Genomic DNA, 15,949 nt, shown 5'->3' with positions numbered 1-15,949 from the left:
ATGTGTATAAGAGACAGGTTTCCTTTCCATCATTCCAAAAAGCAATTTTAGTAATCGATAAATTATCTACTTTATTTCCTGCGTATAAGATATTTACAGTATCTATTTTCTGAACGTTTTCTCGTACTAAATTCACTGTTCTCAATATATATATTGGTATTCTTATTTTTTTACTCTTAAAATAAAAATATGTGGTAAATATAATACCTAAAATAGCCAAGAAGAGAGAAAATGCATTTAGTAACGGATTGTTGTTGAACAATTCTGTAAAGTATTGGATAGTGTTATTCATATAGTTAAGTTTGATTGATATATAAGTGAATGCAAATATATACTTTTTCACAATAAATGCCACTTATTTATGTGAAATTGTTTAATAGGATTTATTCTTAGAATTATTTTTTCTCTTTTGGGGTATCAATAATCGCGTTTTTACTGCAACAAAAGAAATAAGTGGTTTGAAGTTTGATTGTTCACAAGAAAGTAAGAGTCTTGTTTTTTGTGTAAGGTGAGAATATGAGTATCTGCATTGAAACCTTGATTACTTGCTTTCTTATTTATTAAAATAAAATAGGACATGCCAGTTTCCTAGCATGCCCTACTAATACTTGATATGTAATTCGAGAACTATGGCATAGCGCAAACGGCATTGAGATTTGCTGTGACTACCTTTCCCGATTCATCTAATAATGCCAATCTGCTAAGTCGCAGATTGGCACATTAAAGTCCAACCAGTCATTATACACAATCACTGGTACAGTCAAGTATATAGTTGCGAAATAAAACGTAACCATATACCGCCAATAACCAGTATTTGTCAGAAGTACAAAATAAACAAAAAACTATAACACCTTATTTTAGGGTATAAGATAAGGGATGCTTATTGAAACTGTCGATTATCGATCATGTTATAATATGCTTAATTTTAAATATTTGATAAATAATATTAAAAACATTAGTAAACAGAAGAAGGTGTGTAGTTATAGATTTAACAATTCAACTTTAATTAAAAAGTCTTATTGGATAAATCGTATGCAACATCATGAAGAATGTCGTCATCATAAAATTAATTTCCCATAATATTCCGGCTTTTCTCCCTCCAAGTGTTCTATTAAGAAGAAAAGAGGAACCAGATGCTATCAGTGAAATACCGCTGCTTTATTGGGGTATTCATACTACTTTATACAGAGAAACGAGGATTTTGTTTTCTGTTTGAAACAGGAAATGACCGCTACTTAATGTGCACTCATGAATGTTGCTGTCGTTCGGATCGGAGTCTAACAAACGCACGGCTTCATCTTTATCTATAACTTGCATCTCCACACCTTGTACTGTTATCAAAGTAGCATCTTTAGGAATCTTCATAAGTTCATTTAATAATGTACTTTTCATAATACTCTTATTCTTGGCCTGAAGTCCCATCAAGCATTTTTATATATCAAAAGAAAACGTGGGACATAACTGCAGCACCGAGGTTCTGGTAAAACCTATCCGCAAACAAGTTAAGCCCACGCCAAACATAGGCGAAAACTGTTTGTCTTGCGGATGAATGAAATTTACCAGATTCCGGTGCATGACAAAAGCTAACGCTCTCTATTATTTTTTCACAAAAAAATGTAAATAAAAAAAATAAATCCGATAAGCAATATAGTCTATCAGACTCTTAATATATACAAAAGAAGCTCTGAATTATTTTTTATCTTTCATAAATAAAAAAGTAAGCAACCAACATAACTTATGGCAGCTTTATTCTTTACTCAGAAAGAGAACTACTTTTTACTTGCTTCCAAAGATGCTTTACGAAATTCTTTAGCCAGTTTTTCCAATATCAAAGAATCCTTACGAGCACGAGTTCCGGCAGCCTTATTCTGTTTTTCCAATTGAAGCGTAGCATTTGCTTTAAACGTTTCATAAGTGTCCTGCATTTTTTCTAAAAGTTCTTTCATCGTTATTTTTATTTGGATTATAATATAGCAACAAAGATAGCAGATGATTGAAAGTTATTTTTTAGAATGCAGAAATTATTGCTTGACAGCATGAATATTTAACAAACGAACACATTTGTTTGCATAAGGGAGATTGATTCATGACATCGAGTTCCAGTTAACAAGATATTTATATACAAAATCAATAACCTGAAAACAAGAATGGAGTATAAGGATTTAGAAGGTTGATTTTCCTAAGTTTGATGTCCTATGCAAAAAATATCATGAGATAAATGCACTGAATCATGGAAAATAGCTATATTTGCAAGGAGTGACAAATATAGGACGTTTTGCTCTATTTTGTCACCCAAAGACAGATGAAGTATAGTACAGCTATTGGACTTTCACTATAAAACTACTACATAGAGGTGAAATGCTCAATATTAATAGATTATGTAGTTTTTTGCAGAAGTGGCAAGGAAGGAAATTTGCTCTGTATAGGGGGGATTTTCAGAAATAATTCATTTCTAACCTTTTAGAAGTTGTAAACTATATACATCCGTCTTTGCGAAAATTTGATTATTAATTGTATTCATGTAGGCTGATATGCGATTTTTCGATTCAGAGACCTTAGTTTACATTTGATATTCAGAAAGTTAGGGAGCAAAAATAAGCTACCTGGGATAGATAGCCTTTTTTTATGTCCTTTTCTTACGTCAAATATACCGTCACTATCCCATCCGGATGTTTACCCTATCCCATGAAGATACCGTCACTATAATAAGCGGATAGCGTCAATATGTTTCAAGTTCCCATTCCATCGATAAAAATTAAAAGCTTTCGAAAAAAAATTCTTCCGTTTAACATTTGAAACATAGCAGGTTATCTCATTTTACAAAAAACAGGTAAAAAAAATCTTGCTAAAAGATTTGCGTAGTCCAAAAGTTCCCCCTATATTTGCACCGCATTTGAGAGAGAATGCGGGTTCAAGGAAGTTTGGGTGAGTGGCTGAAACCACCAGTTTGCTAAACTGACGTACTCGTAAGGGTACCGGGGGTTCGAATCCCCCAGCTTCCGCAAAAAATCTCAATATAAAAAAGAGCTAAGTTTTAAAGACTTGGCTCTTTTTAATCTATCAAACTCCGGTGGGTTCGTCTAACGGTTAGGACACATGCCTCTCACGCATGTAATACGAGTTCGATTCTCGTACCCACTACTATCTGATTATCAGCCTCTTACTAACAAGTAAGGGGCTTTTTTATTGCCTTATATCTATATCAAAGTATCGTTTTTAGGCGTTATAAACGGGTATTATTAAGGAAAATGGTGCAAATTTTGCGCAAATTTTCATCTCGCATAATATCGCGCTATCCCATTAATGTACCTACCTATAAAGAAAAAGAGGAAATGCAGCTAAACTACATTTCCTCTTTTTCTTTATAGATCTCAAAGTAAGATTCTTTATCTATTCTCAACCGGACTCTTTCTTCCCTCTTCTGCCCAGCCAGGTTTACGAACAAGTTGAAATACAGTTGACTGAAAGAAAGGTTGGAACGATCATAGGTTATATCAAACGTCCAGGTTCTACGGAAAGAATCGAAAGTAGCGAATGGTTGCTCACCTCCTTTACACATAAACACTTCCGGGAAAGACGTAGGCGGATAAGGCTGGAATAAGCCCGCTAATTGGGCATACACATAGTCAATCATCCATTCGTCTCCCGTCAAGGTCAATTCCCCTTTCAAGCGGAGTTTGATTGCATAACTGGCAGTCACGTCAGACGAGGTATAAACAGGGACTTGGCTTTCTACCGGATAGTTACCGTCTTTATATCCAAGACTCATCGTTAGTTTAGACCGGCCGACGCCATTAAATCCATCTACTTCCTGATCCGCCGACTGATTTTTCAGGTTAATCATAAATGTCAGTTTACCGAGAGTCGGGTCACCCGGATATTGCGCAAGCGTGTCCAACACATAATCTTCGGTATTATAACTTCGGGCTATCAAATCTCCCTTTCCTGCCTCCAAAGCCGGACCGCCTCTTTCCACATCCACGTTGCCAACCGGATAATAAATAGCATCATTATCCCTTACGCAGCCACTCAAACAAAACAGCAACACTGCCAAGCCTATTATCTTATTCATAATCACCTTACTTCTTGATTTTGCGGACAAATATACATCTTTTTTATACCACCCTTGATTTATGTCAACCGTTTTTAGTATTTTTGCACACATCAAGACAGAAAAGACATGGATACACTATTAAGAGAGACTGTAAATGCTGTTGTCAATTCCCGCTTTCCGGAGATGAGTATAGAAGGAAGACGGCAGATAGAAAGCATACTGATTCGTGAAGAATTCCCCAAAGGAGCCATAGCGCTAAACGAGGGAGAAGTAGCCCACGAACTTGTTTTTGTCGGAAAAGGCATGCTTAGGCAGTACTATTACAAAAACGGGAAAGACGTGACCGAACATTTCTCATACGAAGGATGTATCGTGATGTGCATTGAAAGTTTTCTGAAACAAGTACCCACCCGGCTAATCGTGGAAACTCTTGAACCTTCCATTATTTACTTATTCCCCCGCGACATGATACAAAAATTAGCGAGGGAAAACTGGGAAATCAACATGTTCTATCAAAAGATATTGGAATACTCTTTAATTGTATCACAGGTTAAAGCAGACTCCTGGCGTTTCGAATCCGCTCGCGAACGCTATAACCTCCTGCTCGAAACACATCCGGAAATCATCAAACGCGCGCCTCTGGCACACATCGCTTCCTATCTTCTGATGACACCGGAGACACTAAGCCGTGTACGCTCCGGTGTTCTATGATTTTAGCGGCTTTTCCGGTATTCTTTTGGAGACATACCGGTGTAATGCTTGAAGTATTTCCCGAAGAAAGACTGGTTTGCAAAATTCAGCCGGTCGGCAATCTCCTGTATATTCATACTTGAAGAATTCAGGAGGGCTTTCGCTTCCAGAATCACCAACTCGTCAATCCACTCTCCCACCGTTTTTCCGCTGACTTCTTTCACGACTCCCGAAAGATGTTTCGGCGTCAGACACAGTTGGTCGGCATAATATTTTACGCTGCGTTCAGACTGGTAAGACTCCACCAGAGACTCATAAAAGCGTTCGAAGATATACTCTTTCCGGCTTTTGTTCTTCATCGTAGTAGCGTTTGCAGGCGCATGATTAGTAAAAATAGTGCAAAGTTCGAAAAAGAACCCCTGCATCAGTCCCATTACCACTTCCCTACGGTATAAAGCCTCCTTATTCCTCAACCGTTTCCTGATAAACGCGTGATACTCCTTCACCACCTCCTGCTCGTGCGGAGTGAGGTCGAAACACGGATAATCTTTCAGATAGAAAAACAAAGAAAGCACATTTCCGATCTTAGGCAACGTCTCCAGCAAGTTCTTCGACACAGCAAAGAAAATGCCTTTAAAATCGTGACTGAAATACCGCTGCTCGATAATCTGATTAGGCAATGCTATCACCATCAATCCGGGACACAATTGAAATTCACGCAGACTAATCTTAAAAGTACCGGTACCCTCCAGACAAAGCCCCACCGTCAACACTTCCAGTTTGGTAGGCCCGTTATACAACGATATAACGCTCTCCGTATCGAAAAGCGCTATATCATTATCAACAACATCAATGTTGTCGGCATCTATATGTTTAGAATGAACTACCGAAGAAATACCTACTTTCGGAACACTTTGAATATCCATACTCTCTCTTTTTTTGGCGACAAATATACCAGCATTTAATCAGATATACAAGCCAATCGGGAGCATTATCGGACATAATGAACACTTTTAGATACTTATCGAACAGACCGGAACAGATATTCATAATCACGTTTGGCAGCCGGCACCGTCCACTTTTCCGGGACAAACTTCCACTGATTGAGCGCTTTCGGGTCCATCGTTCCTTTCTCCTCAATGTAATTCATCAGGTAGAAACGGAGATCCTTATCCGTAGAGAAAATAATGCGGTCTTTCAACTTCTCCTGCGGGATGCCCGCCCCTTTCGTCAGCAATTCTCCGCCACCATTGCCACGGTAAGAATTCAAGGCCACCTTATATATCTTATCCATGCGGAAAGGAGAACCGTCCGCCATGCTTGTGATCGTTATCTTCTCGCCCTGCGGTTTAGTGACATCCACCGTATAAATAATGCCCGAAGCCGAGTCGAAATTAAAACTATAATTCTGGAAAGACGCTCTATCCTCCGCGCCTTCACGACGTTTCTCCTTGAACCAGAGCAGATGATCTTCCGGCGATTTCATCCGGTTCGTCCACATATAATAAGACATCTCCAAGAAATCCTTAATCTCCTTTCCGGACAGAGTCATCACATACAGCATGTTCTCATACTTATATAAATTGAACATATCACTCACAAATACATCCCCCTTCTTTATTTCCGAGTCAAACGAAAGCGGAGCGGCAAACGAGATGTCGGCACCGGTGATGTCGAGCTGCAAGGTATGTATCAGGTCGATAAAGGCAGAAGGGCCGAAGAAAGCAGAATGAGTGGAGATACTTTCGGTAAAAGTGCCGATCTTCTTCGAAACGAACTTCTGCACCGTTTCATATTGCGGGGCAAAACGCTTCATAAAGTCCTCGCTGATTCCGTAAGCCTCCGTTTCCGTCAAGACACCCTTGATATCCTTGCTCTGCACCTTTCCATCTTTCAGTTTCAAGGTCACATCTACATTAGACAAAACAATCCCATTGCTGGCCGGATCGATAATCAACACCGAGTCTCCGGCAACATTCATCACCTTCTTACATTCGCGGGAATGATCGTGCCCCATCAATACGATATCGAATCCCGGCACATTCTTCGCTACGTTGAGAGAAGCGTTCTCGTTGTATTTGCCCGACATTTTGAAAGCCTCCTGTCCGGCATGGAACAAGCCGATCACCAAATCCGGGTTCTCTTTTTCACGGATAACCTTCATCCATTTGCGTGCCGTCTCTTCCATATCGTCGAAACGCAATCCTTTCCACAGATTTTCGGAGAGCCATGCAGGGATGGCAGGGGTAATCATTCCCAATACCACGATCTTCACGCCCTCACGTTCCAACACTTTGTAAGGAGCCAGATGGGGCTGTCCCGTAGATGTATCTATGATGTTGGCACCCAATACAGGGAAATCACAAGTGGCGATCCAACGGTCGAAAACGGCACGTCCCGTTTCCACGTCATGGTTACCCATGTTGCCGGCATCATACTTCATATAATTCATCATTTCCGAGCAAAGATGGGGAGACACCGTATCTATATAATTATAGTAATAGGCAGTGGGCTGTCCCTGCAAAATATCGCCGTTATCCAGCAATATCAGATTCTCCTTATATTGTTCGCGCTCTTTCTGCACGAAAGAATAAACCCGTGCGAGACTCCCCTTCCATTCGTGGCGGGTTATAAAATTATAAGGATAATAATTGCCATGTACATCACTTGTTTCTACAATCTTCAGTTTCACCACCTTTTCCTGCGCCGCAACAGACAGAGCGAGGCAGAGAAGCAAGCCATAAATTAATACGATTCGTTTCATTCTTTTTCTATATTTAGATTTAACGGATGAGAGAATACAAACCGCGCCCCACCGGTATAGTCAGGGTCGATCCATATACTTCCTTTCCATTTGTGCACAATCAATTTACAGATAGACAATCCCAGTCCGGTACCCTGGGCATATTCATTCAGTTTCTCAAAACGCTCGAACACAAGTCCCTGTTTTTCTTTCGGGATGCCGCATCCGGTGTCCGTCACCGAGAAGACAGCCATTTGCGTTTCCTCGTTCACAGAAAAGTCCAATGTGATCTTACCGCATTTCGTAAACTTGTTGGCGTTGGACAGCAGGTTAATCATCACTTGCTGCATACGCTGCACATCCGTCACCATCCGGAAAGATTCGAAAGAAGTGGTAAACAAGAACTGGTTTTCCGACGACTGCCGCGAAAAACTAACAGACGCCACCACCTGGCTGCACAACTGCACCACATCACATTCCTCCCAAGTCAGCGTCACCCGGTTGGCCTCCAAACGCGAAAGGTCGAGAATATCGTTAATCAGTCGAAGCAACAAATCCGAATTGGTTTTGATAATCTGATAATAAGACTGCTGTTCCTCCTCCGTACTACCGCCAACGGCCAATACATCCGAGAATCCTACAATCGAATTCAACGGTGTGCGTATCTCATGGCTCATATTGGCAAGGAAAGCACTCTTCAGACGATTAGACTCTTCCGCCCTGTCTTTTGCTACGCGCAAGTCCTTCTCCGATTTCAGCAGCTCATCCTTCAGGCGTTTCGTACGGAAATAATAGAAGAGAGAGATGCACAAGCCGAGCACCAAAATCACAAACAAAGCACAGGCAGACCATATCTGATAAGTATATTGCTGATAGAACGAAACCGGCTGGTTGACAAGCTGCACTTTAAAAGGCAATACCGCCGGGTCCAGCCCCCATTCCTTCACCTTCCGGCTATCCAATACCGCTTTGCAGCCGATTACCGAAAGATGTTTCGCCGTATCCTGCGGGTGCGTATCCATCCGTACAGACTCCATAGCCATTTCTCCACCCACTTTCCGGTAGTCGGGCAACACCCCTCCTATCGCCCAATGACCGAGACTCACCGATGAAGGGGTAAAAGTCGGAATGGTAGGGGTAACTTCCATCATGGCATACGTGGCATTTCTCATGAAATACCCCTCGTTCATATCCACCCGCCATGTTCCCACCAGGATCACCGTGTTTTCGGGCAGTTGCCTCAACTCCTCAACGATGGTATAAATAGAATGTTTCCGTCCATCCATCAGAATCAAATCCAGATCGGGGAATTTCTTCATTTCTTTTCGCACCAATGCTTGCATGGTCACTCCGCCATACGTGTTGTCTGAAATAAAGGCAATGTGTTTCGTTTTCGGATAGAAGGCTTGAATCATCTGAATATTACCCTCTATATCATATTGGTTGATAAATCCCGATTTGAGTTCGGGGATATTCAGATGGTCGTCGAAGAGATCGACAGATTCGGGCATCCAGCTATCCAGGCTTTCCACGGTATCTTCCGGCAATATCACCACGTTGCTACTGGCCAGACTGCACATCACGGGCACTTTCACCTGCATTTCATCCCGCTGCGACAAATAAGCGGCCCATGCTTCCTGACCTAACAAAATAATCTGCGCCGGATGCTTTTCCCCTTGATATTTAGCAAGAATCTGTGTCATCATTTTGCTCCATAGCGGAGCTTCCGAGAAGCTTTTACAGTTCATATTCTCGATGATGATGTCGCGCTGTCCTCCCAACTTACTATATTCATCCATATAATCGGAAATAGTGACCGATGTTTGGTGCGCTGCCGGATTATAAGAACAGATAATCAGAATAGGTTTCTTATCGTTAGAGACAGCCAAGACCTTCGATGACTGCAGGAGCCAAAGAAAACAGATAAAAAAATATCCAAGACGTCCCAGCATAATAATGCAGTTTTGATGTGTTAATTCATTAATTGAGTTGCAAATATAGTAAAACTTGTCGGGTTTAACAGATTTATATGTATTTTTGTCGCTCATTTACTGTCAAAAAATACAAATTATGGAATTATTTCACAAGATGATTTCCGGATTTCTGGGCATACCGGAAAGACAAATAAGCAGCACGCTCCATCTTTTGGGCGAAGGTGCTACGATTCCTTTCATCAGCCGATACCGCAAAGAAGCCACTGGCGGGCTGGATGAGGTGCAGATAGAGCAGATCAAAGAGCAACACGATAAGTTGTGCGACATAGCCAAACGGAAAGAAACGATTCTCGGCACCATCACCGAACAGGGCAAACTGACTGCGGAACTGGAGAAACGCATCAACGACACCTGGAACCCGACGGAACTGGAAGATATATACCTCCCTTACAAACCCAAGCGGAAGACACGTGCCGAAGTGGCCCGCCAGAAAGGACTGGAGCCGCTTGCCACCATCCTGCTGTTACAACGGGAAAACAACCTTAGCGCCAAAGCCGCTTCCTTTGTGAAAGGCGAAGTGAAAGATGTGGAAGATGCGCTGAAAGGTGCGCGTGACATTATCGCGGAGCAGGTGAACGAAGACGAGCGTGCCCGCAACGCGGTACGTAACCAGTTCGGGCGACAGGCAGAGATTACGGCCAAATTAGTCAAAGGAAAAGAGGAAGAAGCAGCGAAATACCGCGATTATTTCGATTTCTCCGAGCCACTGAAACGTTGCACGTCCCACCGTCTGCTCGCCATCCGCCGGGCAGAGTCGGAAGGGTTGCTGAAAGTGTCTATCAATCCCGACGACGAGGCCTGCATCGAACGTTTGGAACGCCAATTCGTACGTGGCAACAACGAATGTAGCCGGCAAGTAGGCGAAGCCACGACGGATGCTTACAAACGGTTGCTCAAGCCTTCCATTGAAACAGAATTTGCCGCCCAATCCAAAGAGAAAGCCGACGATGAAGCGATTCGCGTATTCACCGAAAACCTCCGCCAACTTCTTCTCGCTCCGCCATTGGGACAAAAACGGGTGCTCGCCATCGACCCCGGATTCCGTACCGGATGTAAGGTGGTTTGTCTCGACGCACAAGGCAATCTGTTGCATAATGAGAATATCTATCCGCATCCTCCGATCAACAAGACCGGCGAGGCTGCTTCGAAACTTCGCAAGATGATTGAGGCCTACCAGATAGAAGCCATCTCCATCGGCAACGGAACGGCAAGCCGGGAGACGGAAGATTTCATCAACAGTCAGAGTTTCGACCGTCAGATACCTGTGTTTGTAGTCAGCGAGCAGGGGGCTTCCATTTATTCGGCTTCCAAAATTGCTCGTGACGAGTTTCCGGATTACGACGTAACGGTGCGTGGGGCAGTCTCCATCGGCCGCCGCCTGATGGATCCGTTGGCAGAGCTGGTGAAGATAGATCCCAAGTCCATCGGCGTGGGTCAATACCAACACGATGTAGACCAGACGAAGCTGAAGAAAGCACTCGACCAGACGGTAGAGAATTGCGTGAACCTGGTCGGGGTAAATCTCAATACGGCAAGCAGTCATCTGCTCACTTATATATCCGGTCTGGGCCCCCAACTGGCACAGAACATTGTCAATTACCGGGCGGAGAACGGAGCTTTCAGTTCGCGGAAAGAACTGATGAAAGTGCCGCGCATGGGCGCCAAAGCCTTCGAGCAATGCGCAGGATTTCTTCGCATCCCCGGAGCTAAAAATCCGTTGGATCATACCGCCGTGCATCCGGAAAGTTACCACATCGTAGAGCAAATGGCCAAAGACCTGAAATGCACCATCGACGAGTTGATAGCCGACAAGGAACTTCGCCGGAAGATCAATATTTCCGACTACATCACTCCTACCGTCGGCCTGCCTACCTTACAGGACATTCTGCAGGAGCTCGACAAGCCGGGACGTGACCCGCGCAAGGCTATCAAAGTCTTCGAGTTCGACAAGAACGTACGCACCATAGCCGATTTGCGCGAAGGGATGATTCTTCCGGGCATTGTAGGCAATATCACCAATTTCGGGGCGTTTGTCGATATAGGAATTAAGGAGAACGGTCTTGTACACCTTTCTCAATTAGCGGAACGGTTCATTTCCGACCCGACAGAAGTGGTGTCCATCCATCAGCACGTCATGGTGAGGGTGATGAATGTAGATTATGACCGGAAACGGATTCAACTTAGCATGATCGGGGTACCGCAAGACTGATTGCTTCTCTTTTCTCTCCCCACCACACGATCAGAATCGTAAATACAATCATAAGTACTGTGCAAATGAGCGAGCCTTCAAAACCGAAGGCTCCGCCATTCAGTACGTTTTCTTCGGGCATACGCAAAGTCAGCATACTGGTGGTGAAGTTGTTTCCGCTTACCTGATAACCGAGGATGGGGCCTTGAATCCAATTCCAGAAAAGATGAAGCGAGATAGGGAAACACAAGTTCCGCGTATATAGATAGGAAGCTCCCAGCAGCATACCTGCCAGCAACAGGTTGAGCATAGGCAGGAAAGCTATTTCGGGATTGAAGATGTGCATAAAGGCGAATAACGCTGCCGAGACGAAAAGCGCCAGGAATTTATTCATGGTGGTATGCAATAGGCGTCCGAGGATATAGCCGCGCATCAGTATCTCTTCGAACAAGGCGACCAGCAGGAAAAACACCCACGAGCCCAGCAGATCCAACGGCTTGAACTGGAAACCGGTGACTTCTATCTCTCCCAAGACGAACGAGATTCCGAAGCCGAACAGATAGAGCAGGATTGCCATCAGGAAGCCATACCACAGTCCCTTGACGTGTCCTTTTAAGGAGAGCCCCAAATCAGAAAACGGACGGCGTTCGAAGCGGAGCATAGGAATGGCGGCGGTCAGAACGGCGAGCAGCATACTGGCTTCGAGGATAATGTATCCCATCACTCCCGGATGGCGGGCTTCCACACCCAACACCAACGACAAACATCCGCGGGCCAGCGTACCATACAATCCAAGAAGGATGAAAAGTATCACAATAAACAGCGGGATACAAGCCCACACAGGAAGTCTTTTGGGTTCTTTGCCCCCAGCAATGTTGTCTGCCTCCATTTTTACAATTTGTTAATCCGGCTACAAAATTAGATATAAAACATAAAAAAACATCATGTATTCTCTATTTTTCCTATATTTGTCAGAACAAATCTACAAAATTATGAAAATAAAACTACTATTGATAAGTTTCTTATTGGCCGCTAATGCGTTAGGAGCAGCCGCCCAAGTGAGTAAAACGTATTATGTGAGTAAGCCCGGTACGCTGATTTCCATGATGACTGAAGAGGAAGCCAACAGTGTCACCCATCTCACACTGACCGGCAAACTGAACGCGGAGGACTTCCGCCATCTCCGTGACGAATTTGATAATCTGAAAGTATTGGATATTTCGAACGCTGAAATCAAGATGTACAGCGGAAAAGCGGGCACTTATCCCAACGGGAAATTCTATATTTATATGCCGAACTTCATTCCTGCATACGCTTTCTCGAACGTGGTGGACGGAGTGACCAAAGGCAAAGCCACGCTGGAGAAAGTGATTCTTTCGGAGAAAACAAAGAATATCGAAGATGCCGCCTTCAAAGGTTGCGAGAACCTGAAAATCTGCCAGATCCGCAAGAAGACAGCTCCCAACCTGTTGCCGGAAGCGTTGGCAGACAGCGTTACCGCTATCTTCGTTCCCCTGGGCAGCAGCGACTCTTACCGCTACAAGGACAGATGGCAGAACTTTGCGTTTATCGAGGGGGAACCGGTAGAGACTACCCTGCAAGTGGGCGCCATGGGCAAACTGGAAGAAGAGATCCTGAAAGCGGGACTGCAACCCAGAGACATCAACTTCCTGACCGTTGAGGGCAAGCTGGATAACGCCGACTTCAAACTGATCCGCGATTATATGCCGAATCTCGTCTCTGTCGATATTTCCAGAACGAACGCAACGGCTATCCCCGACTTCACTTTCGCACAGAAGAAGTATCTGTTGAATATGAAATTACCTCATAATCTGAAATCTATCGGACAGCGTGTATTTAGCAACTGCGGTCGCCTTTGCGGTACGTTGGAGCTGCCGGCCAGTGTGACGGCTATCGAGTTCGGTGCTTTTATGGGATGCGATAATCTCCGCTATGTGTTGGCTACCGGAAATAAGATCACGACGCTGGGAGATAACTTGTTCGGGGAGGGAGTTCCGAGTAAGTTGGTTTATAAGAAATAAATATACGATTTATTTTATGAGTAAAAAAATAGAGAGGGTGAAATAGAAAACCTATGCACCCTCTCTCAAATAAACTAATCCTCTGTTTCTTACAGACTCATCGCATTAGCTCCAAATACGCCTGCTACTGCTGACGCCACCGCGATGACTACTTTCAAAATCATATCCCAAAGGGATTTCTTACTTGCCATAACTCTATACACCTCCTTTCCGAACTTTTTAAATGATTCATTACTTCCTATAACCTGCGCACTAGGTGTCTGGTTGGACACATATCGTTGTTGTCCGGTCGAGAATTAAGATGTCGTGCAGCGGTAACCCCAAACTCCGCTTTCACCTCAAAACACGGACACGCCTTGATCCATTCTTCCGGCTCGATTTCCCCGTTTCCGTTGCGGTCGGGACTTAAATCCCGGTGACCGCACACCCGGCTACCGGGGAAAGTCTCAAGTAATTGATGTACCAGTAAGCGGAGTGCCGCCCGTTGTTCCGGTGTCCGCGTGTCTGCCGGACAACCGTGGACATCCAAACCGCCTTCGTAGCAGATACCGACACTGTTCAAGTTAAATCCTTTCACGTGCGCACCGATACGTTCAATCGGTCGGGTGAGGTGCACTGTTCCATCCTTGCGGATGTAGTAGTGATAACCTGTTCCGTTAAATCCACGCCGACGGTGTTGCATCTCCAAGTCATCCGGGGTGAGAGAACGGTCGGCACGGGTGGCGGAACAGTGGATCACGATCAAATCAATCTTTCTCATCATAGTGCCACTATTTTTCTTATCAGTTGTAAACATTATCTGCACTCTACGAATTAAGCTGCCGGATCCGGAGCTTCACCGCTACCGCCTCCACTACCTCCACCGGAGTCTCCGCCACCTTCATCACCGGGATCTTCACCATCGGTTTTCTTTTTCTTGGGCGCGTCGAGATCCAGAAACTCGATTTTCTCACCGGCACGGGTAGACGTCAAATTAGGACGGACACTGCTCGAAGGACGGAAATTGATGTTCACCGTCTTGATGTTCTTCATCGTACACTCATCTTTCGTGTCCACTCCCCGCGTGGTAGCGGAAAGGCTGAATACACCAAAATCATGGATATTGACGGATTTACCGTCAAACAGCGCCGTACGCATCGCTTCTACGAGATTAGTCAGCACACTCTGAATGTCACCCAACGACAGGGAACTTTTCTCTTTCATCGTGTAAGCAAGTTTATCCAGGTCTACACTCTGTCCCTGCGTCACAAGTTGCGGATGATACTTCACCACCCCATCAACCTTTCTCGGGTCTTTACGACCCATTCTTTTAAATGGTATTGCCATGATAAATTAAAAATTGAGAATTAATAATTGAAAAATAAATATTACAGATTGCGGTTGCCGCAATCAATATCGGAAGAGAGGAACGAGCTCTGTTTCTTTTTCTTTCGATACCTCAAAGGTAGTGTATTATAAGGGGATGGAATGACGTACTTTGTCTTACTTTGACCTAGTTTGTCTTACTTTCATTCAGAATGTATTTACTTTTATTCAGAGTGATTTTATTTTACTTATACACTTGGACAAGCGGGAGATTTTCCGTATATTTGGAATACGATAAAATTAATTTTCCGAAGATATGAAAGCAGAAAAAGAAGAGATAGCAGAGGAGCCGTTTGTCATACGTCCGTATTTGAAATCGGAGCTGGCACATTTATATAATCCGTATGTACCGTTGGTGTATGCCATGCGAAAAATGAGGGAGTGGATCAGAAATAACAAGGAATTATATGACGCAATGTATAGCGGCGGCGAAGGAAAAAACGACCACGCTTATAGTGCAAGGCAGGTGCGGCTCATCGTGAGGTATCTTGATGAGCCATGAATCTCTTTAGGGCAAGTACTGATTAGCTATAACGAAAATAAAATTAGCTATAATGAAATCGAGATTAGCTATAATGAAAACAAGATTAGCTATAATGAAATCAAGATTAGCTATAATGAAAACAAAAGCGGTTATGGGGGTATTCTGTCCAATATCTGTTTTATAATGCCAGCCCTGCAACTGTGCCCTGTCGATATTATGATAGGACTCCGTGTAATACATGGTATCTTGAGGACAAACAGACTGTGTGTTTTCTTATTGAATGCTGTTAGTTTTCTTATTTAATAATGTACACGTGCGCAGGCGCGAGAGAATATTCTTTTTATATAGAAAAAGCGTGTAATTGAGGTGGAGGGGTTCCACCTCAATTA

The 15,949-nt window shown here is 43.7% G+C and carries 15 protein-coding genes and 2 tRNA genes; 6 read left to right on the top strand and 11 right to left on the bottom strand.

Annotation, left to right across the window (positions count from 1 at the left end; all coding sequences use genetic code 11):
• From LPH68_RS23435 to LPH68_RS23425, 3 genes are all read right to left on the bottom strand, one after another.
• A partial coding sequence (locus LPH68_RS23435) for a hypothetical protein (RefSeq protein WP_230297170.1) occupies positions 1–292 on the bottom strand: 292 nt, incomplete at its 3' end.
• A gap of 878 nt (positions 293–1,170) precedes the next feature.
• On the bottom strand, positions 1,171–1,392 hold the full coding sequence (locus tag LPH68_RS23430) for a hypothetical protein (RefSeq protein ID WP_048693098.1): 222 nt from the start codon (positions 1,390–1,392) through the stop codon (positions 1,171–1,173).
• 377 nt (positions 1,393–1,769) lie between these two features.
• Positions 1,770–1,946, bottom strand: coding sequence for a histone H1 (locus LPH68_RS23425; RefSeq protein ID WP_032532785.1), 177 nt, complete (start codon positions 1,944–1,946; stop codon positions 1,770–1,772).
• Positions 1,947–2,915: 969 nt separating this feature from the next.
• Between LPH68_RS23425 and LPH68_RS23420 the strand changes: the two genes are divergently transcribed.
• Both LPH68_RS23420 and LPH68_RS23415 read left to right on the top strand, forming a co-directional pair.
• Positions 2,916–3,002: transfer RNA gene (locus LPH68_RS23420), tRNA-Ser, on the top strand.
• Between the two features lie 67 nt (positions 3,003–3,069).
• Positions 3,070–3,141 (top strand) — tRNA-Glu (locus LPH68_RS23415).
• A gap of 202 nt (positions 3,142–3,343) precedes the next feature.
• Here the strand turns inward: LPH68_RS23415 and LPH68_RS23410 are convergent.
• Positions 3,344–4,165, bottom strand: a complete 822-nt coding sequence (locus LPH68_RS23410) for a DUF3845 domain-containing protein (protein ID WP_151922979.1) — start codon at positions 4,163–4,165, stop codon at positions 3,344–3,346.
• Positions 4,166–4,180: 15 nt separating this feature from the next.
• On the opposite strand from LPH68_RS23410, the gene LPH68_RS23405 reads away from it, so the two are divergent.
• Complete coding sequence (locus LPH68_RS23405) at positions 4,181–4,765, top strand: Crp/Fnr family transcriptional regulator (protein WP_004316331.1); 585 nt, start codon at positions 4,181–4,183, stop codon at positions 4,763–4,765.
• A 2-nt stretch (positions 4,766–4,767) separates the two neighbouring features.
• On the opposite strand, the gene LPH68_RS23400 is transcribed toward LPH68_RS23405, so the two are convergent.
• From LPH68_RS23400 to LPH68_RS23390, 3 genes are all read right to left on the bottom strand, one after another.
• Positions 4,768–5,670, bottom strand: coding sequence for an AraC family transcriptional regulator (locus LPH68_RS23400; RefSeq protein ID WP_008022062.1), 903 nt, complete (start codon positions 5,668–5,670; stop codon positions 4,768–4,770).
• Between the two features lie 95 nt (positions 5,671–5,765).
• Complete coding sequence (locus LPH68_RS23395; protein ID WP_230297169.1) at positions 5,766–7,508, bottom strand: bifunctional UDP-sugar hydrolase/5'-nucleotidase; 1,743 nt, start codon at positions 7,506–7,508, stop codon at positions 5,766–5,768.
• Positions 7,505–9,439 carry a HAMP domain-containing sensor histidine kinase gene (locus LPH68_RS23390; RefSeq protein ID WP_211420746.1) on the bottom strand — a complete coding sequence of 645 codons (1,935 nt, stop codon included), beginning with the start codon at positions 9,437–9,439 and terminating at the stop codon, positions 7,505–7,507. Before LPH68_RS23390 ends, LPH68_RS23395 begins: the two co-directional genes overlap by 4 nt.
• Positions 9,440–9,557: 118 nt before the next feature.
• Between LPH68_RS23390 and LPH68_RS23385 the strand changes: the two genes are divergently transcribed.
• Positions 9,558–11,690, top strand: coding sequence for a Tex family protein (locus LPH68_RS23385; protein WP_008644202.1), 2,133 nt, complete (start codon positions 9,558–9,560; stop codon positions 11,688–11,690).
• Here the strand turns inward: LPH68_RS23385 and LPH68_RS23380 are convergent.
• The gene (locus tag LPH68_RS23380) at positions 11,662–12,558 is read right to left on the bottom strand and encodes a CPBP family intramembrane glutamic endopeptidase (protein ID WP_008022056.1); all 897 of its coding nucleotides are present in this window, start codon (positions 12,556–12,558) and stop codon (positions 11,662–11,664) included. The genes LPH68_RS23385 and LPH68_RS23380 overlap by 29 nt on opposite strands.
• 103 nt (positions 12,559–12,661) lie before the next feature.
• Between LPH68_RS23380 and LPH68_RS23375 the strand changes: the two genes are divergently transcribed.
• A complete protein-coding gene (locus LPH68_RS23375; RefSeq protein ID WP_008770942.1) occupies positions 12,662–13,711 on the top strand; it encodes a leucine-rich repeat domain-containing protein in 1,050 nt (349 codons plus the stop codon).
• 89 nt (positions 13,712–13,800) lie between these two features.
• Here the strand turns inward: LPH68_RS23375 and LPH68_RS23370 are convergent, their stop codons facing one another.
• The 3 genes from LPH68_RS23370 to LPH68_RS23360 are packed head-to-tail and all read right to left on the bottom strand — an operon-like array spanning position 13,801 to position 15,037.
• Complete coding sequence (locus tag LPH68_RS23370) at positions 13,801–13,902, bottom strand: smalltalk protein (RefSeq protein ID WP_151433306.1); 102 nt, start codon at positions 13,900–13,902, stop codon at positions 13,801–13,803.
• A 47-nt stretch (positions 13,903–13,949) separates the two neighbouring features.
• Positions 13,950–14,474: an N-acetylmuramoyl-L-alanine amidase gene (locus LPH68_RS23365; RefSeq protein ID WP_230297168.1), complete on the bottom strand. Its 525-nt coding sequence runs from the start codon at positions 14,472–14,474 to the stop codon at positions 13,950–13,952.
• Between the two features lie 50 nt (positions 14,475–14,524).
• Complete coding sequence (locus tag LPH68_RS23360) at positions 14,525–15,037, bottom strand: HU family DNA-binding protein (protein ID WP_008022053.1); 513 nt, start codon at positions 15,035–15,037, stop codon at positions 14,525–14,527.
• Positions 15,038–15,332: 295 nt separating this feature from the next.
• Here LPH68_RS23360 and LPH68_RS23355 point away from each other — a divergent pair, with 295 nt between their 5' ends.
• On the top strand, positions 15,333–15,578 hold the full coding sequence (locus LPH68_RS23355; RefSeq protein WP_004297879.1) for a DUF4248 domain-containing protein: 246 nt from the start codon (positions 15,333–15,335) through the stop codon (positions 15,576–15,578).
• Positions 15,579–15,949: the final 371 nt, after the last annotated feature.

The organism is Bacteroides sp. 1_1_30, assembly GCF_020982715.1.
Lineage (GTDB): Bacteria > Bacteroidota > Bacteroidia > Bacteroidales > Bacteroidaceae > Bacteroides > Bacteroides xylanisolvens.
This window is presented reverse-complemented; position numbering and strand designations above follow the sequence as displayed.

What these genes read in the sequence shown, in the direction of transcription:
- LPH68_RS23400 (WP_008022062.1), bottom strand. Translation starts at nt 5,670, where the DNA reads ATGGATATTCAAAGTGTTCCGAAAGTAGGTATTTCTTCGGTAGTTCAT.
- LPH68_RS23370 (WP_151433306.1), bottom strand. Translation starts at nt 13,902, where the DNA reads ATGGCAAGTAAGAAATCCCTTTGGGATATGATTTTGAAAGTAGTCATC.
- LPH68_RS23390 (WP_211420746.1), bottom strand. Translation starts at nt 9,439, where the DNA reads ATGCTGGGACGTCTTGGATATTTTTTTATCTGTTTTCTTTGGCTCCTG.
- LPH68_RS23425 (WP_032532785.1), bottom strand. Translation starts at nt 1,946, where the DNA reads ATGAAAGAACTTTTAGAAAAAATGCAGGACACTTATGAAACGTTTAAA.
- LPH68_RS23405 (WP_004316331.1), top strand. Translation starts at nt 4,181, where the DNA reads ATGGATACACTATTAAGAGAGACTGTAAATGCTGTTGTCAATTCCCGC.
- LPH68_RS23375 (WP_008770942.1), top strand. Translation starts at nt 12,662, where the DNA reads ATGAAAATAAAACTACTATTGATAAGTTTCTTATTGGCCGCTAATGCG.
- LPH68_RS23430 (WP_048693098.1), bottom strand. Translation starts at nt 1,392, where the DNA reads ATGAAAAGTACATTATTAAATGAACTTATGAAGATTCCTAAAGATGCT.
- LPH68_RS23365 (WP_230297168.1), bottom strand. Translation starts at nt 14,474, where the DNA reads ATGATGAGAAAGATTGATTTGATCGTGATCCACTGTTCCGCCACCCGT.
- LPH68_RS23385 (WP_008644202.1), top strand. Translation starts at nt 9,558, where the DNA reads ATGGAATTATTTCACAAGATGATTTCCGGATTTCTGGGCATACCGGAA.
- LPH68_RS23395 (WP_230297169.1), bottom strand. Translation starts at nt 7,508, where the DNA reads ATGAAACGAATCGTATTAATTTATGGCTTGCTTCTCTGCCTCGCTCTG.
- LPH68_RS23410 (WP_151922979.1), bottom strand. Translation starts at nt 4,165, where the DNA reads ATGTGTGCAAAAATACTAAAAACGGTTGACATAAATCAAGGGTGGTAT.
- LPH68_RS23355 (WP_004297879.1), top strand. Translation starts at nt 15,333, where the DNA reads ATGAAAGCAGAAAAAGAAGAGATAGCAGAGGAGCCGTTTGTCATACGT.
- LPH68_RS23380 (WP_008022056.1), bottom strand. Translation starts at nt 12,558, where the DNA reads ATGGAGGCAGACAACATTGCTGGGGGCAAAGAACCCAAAAGACTTCCT.
- LPH68_RS23360 (WP_008022053.1), bottom strand. Translation starts at nt 15,037, where the DNA reads ATGGCAATACCATTTAAAAGAATGGGTCGTAAAGACCCGAGAAAGGTT.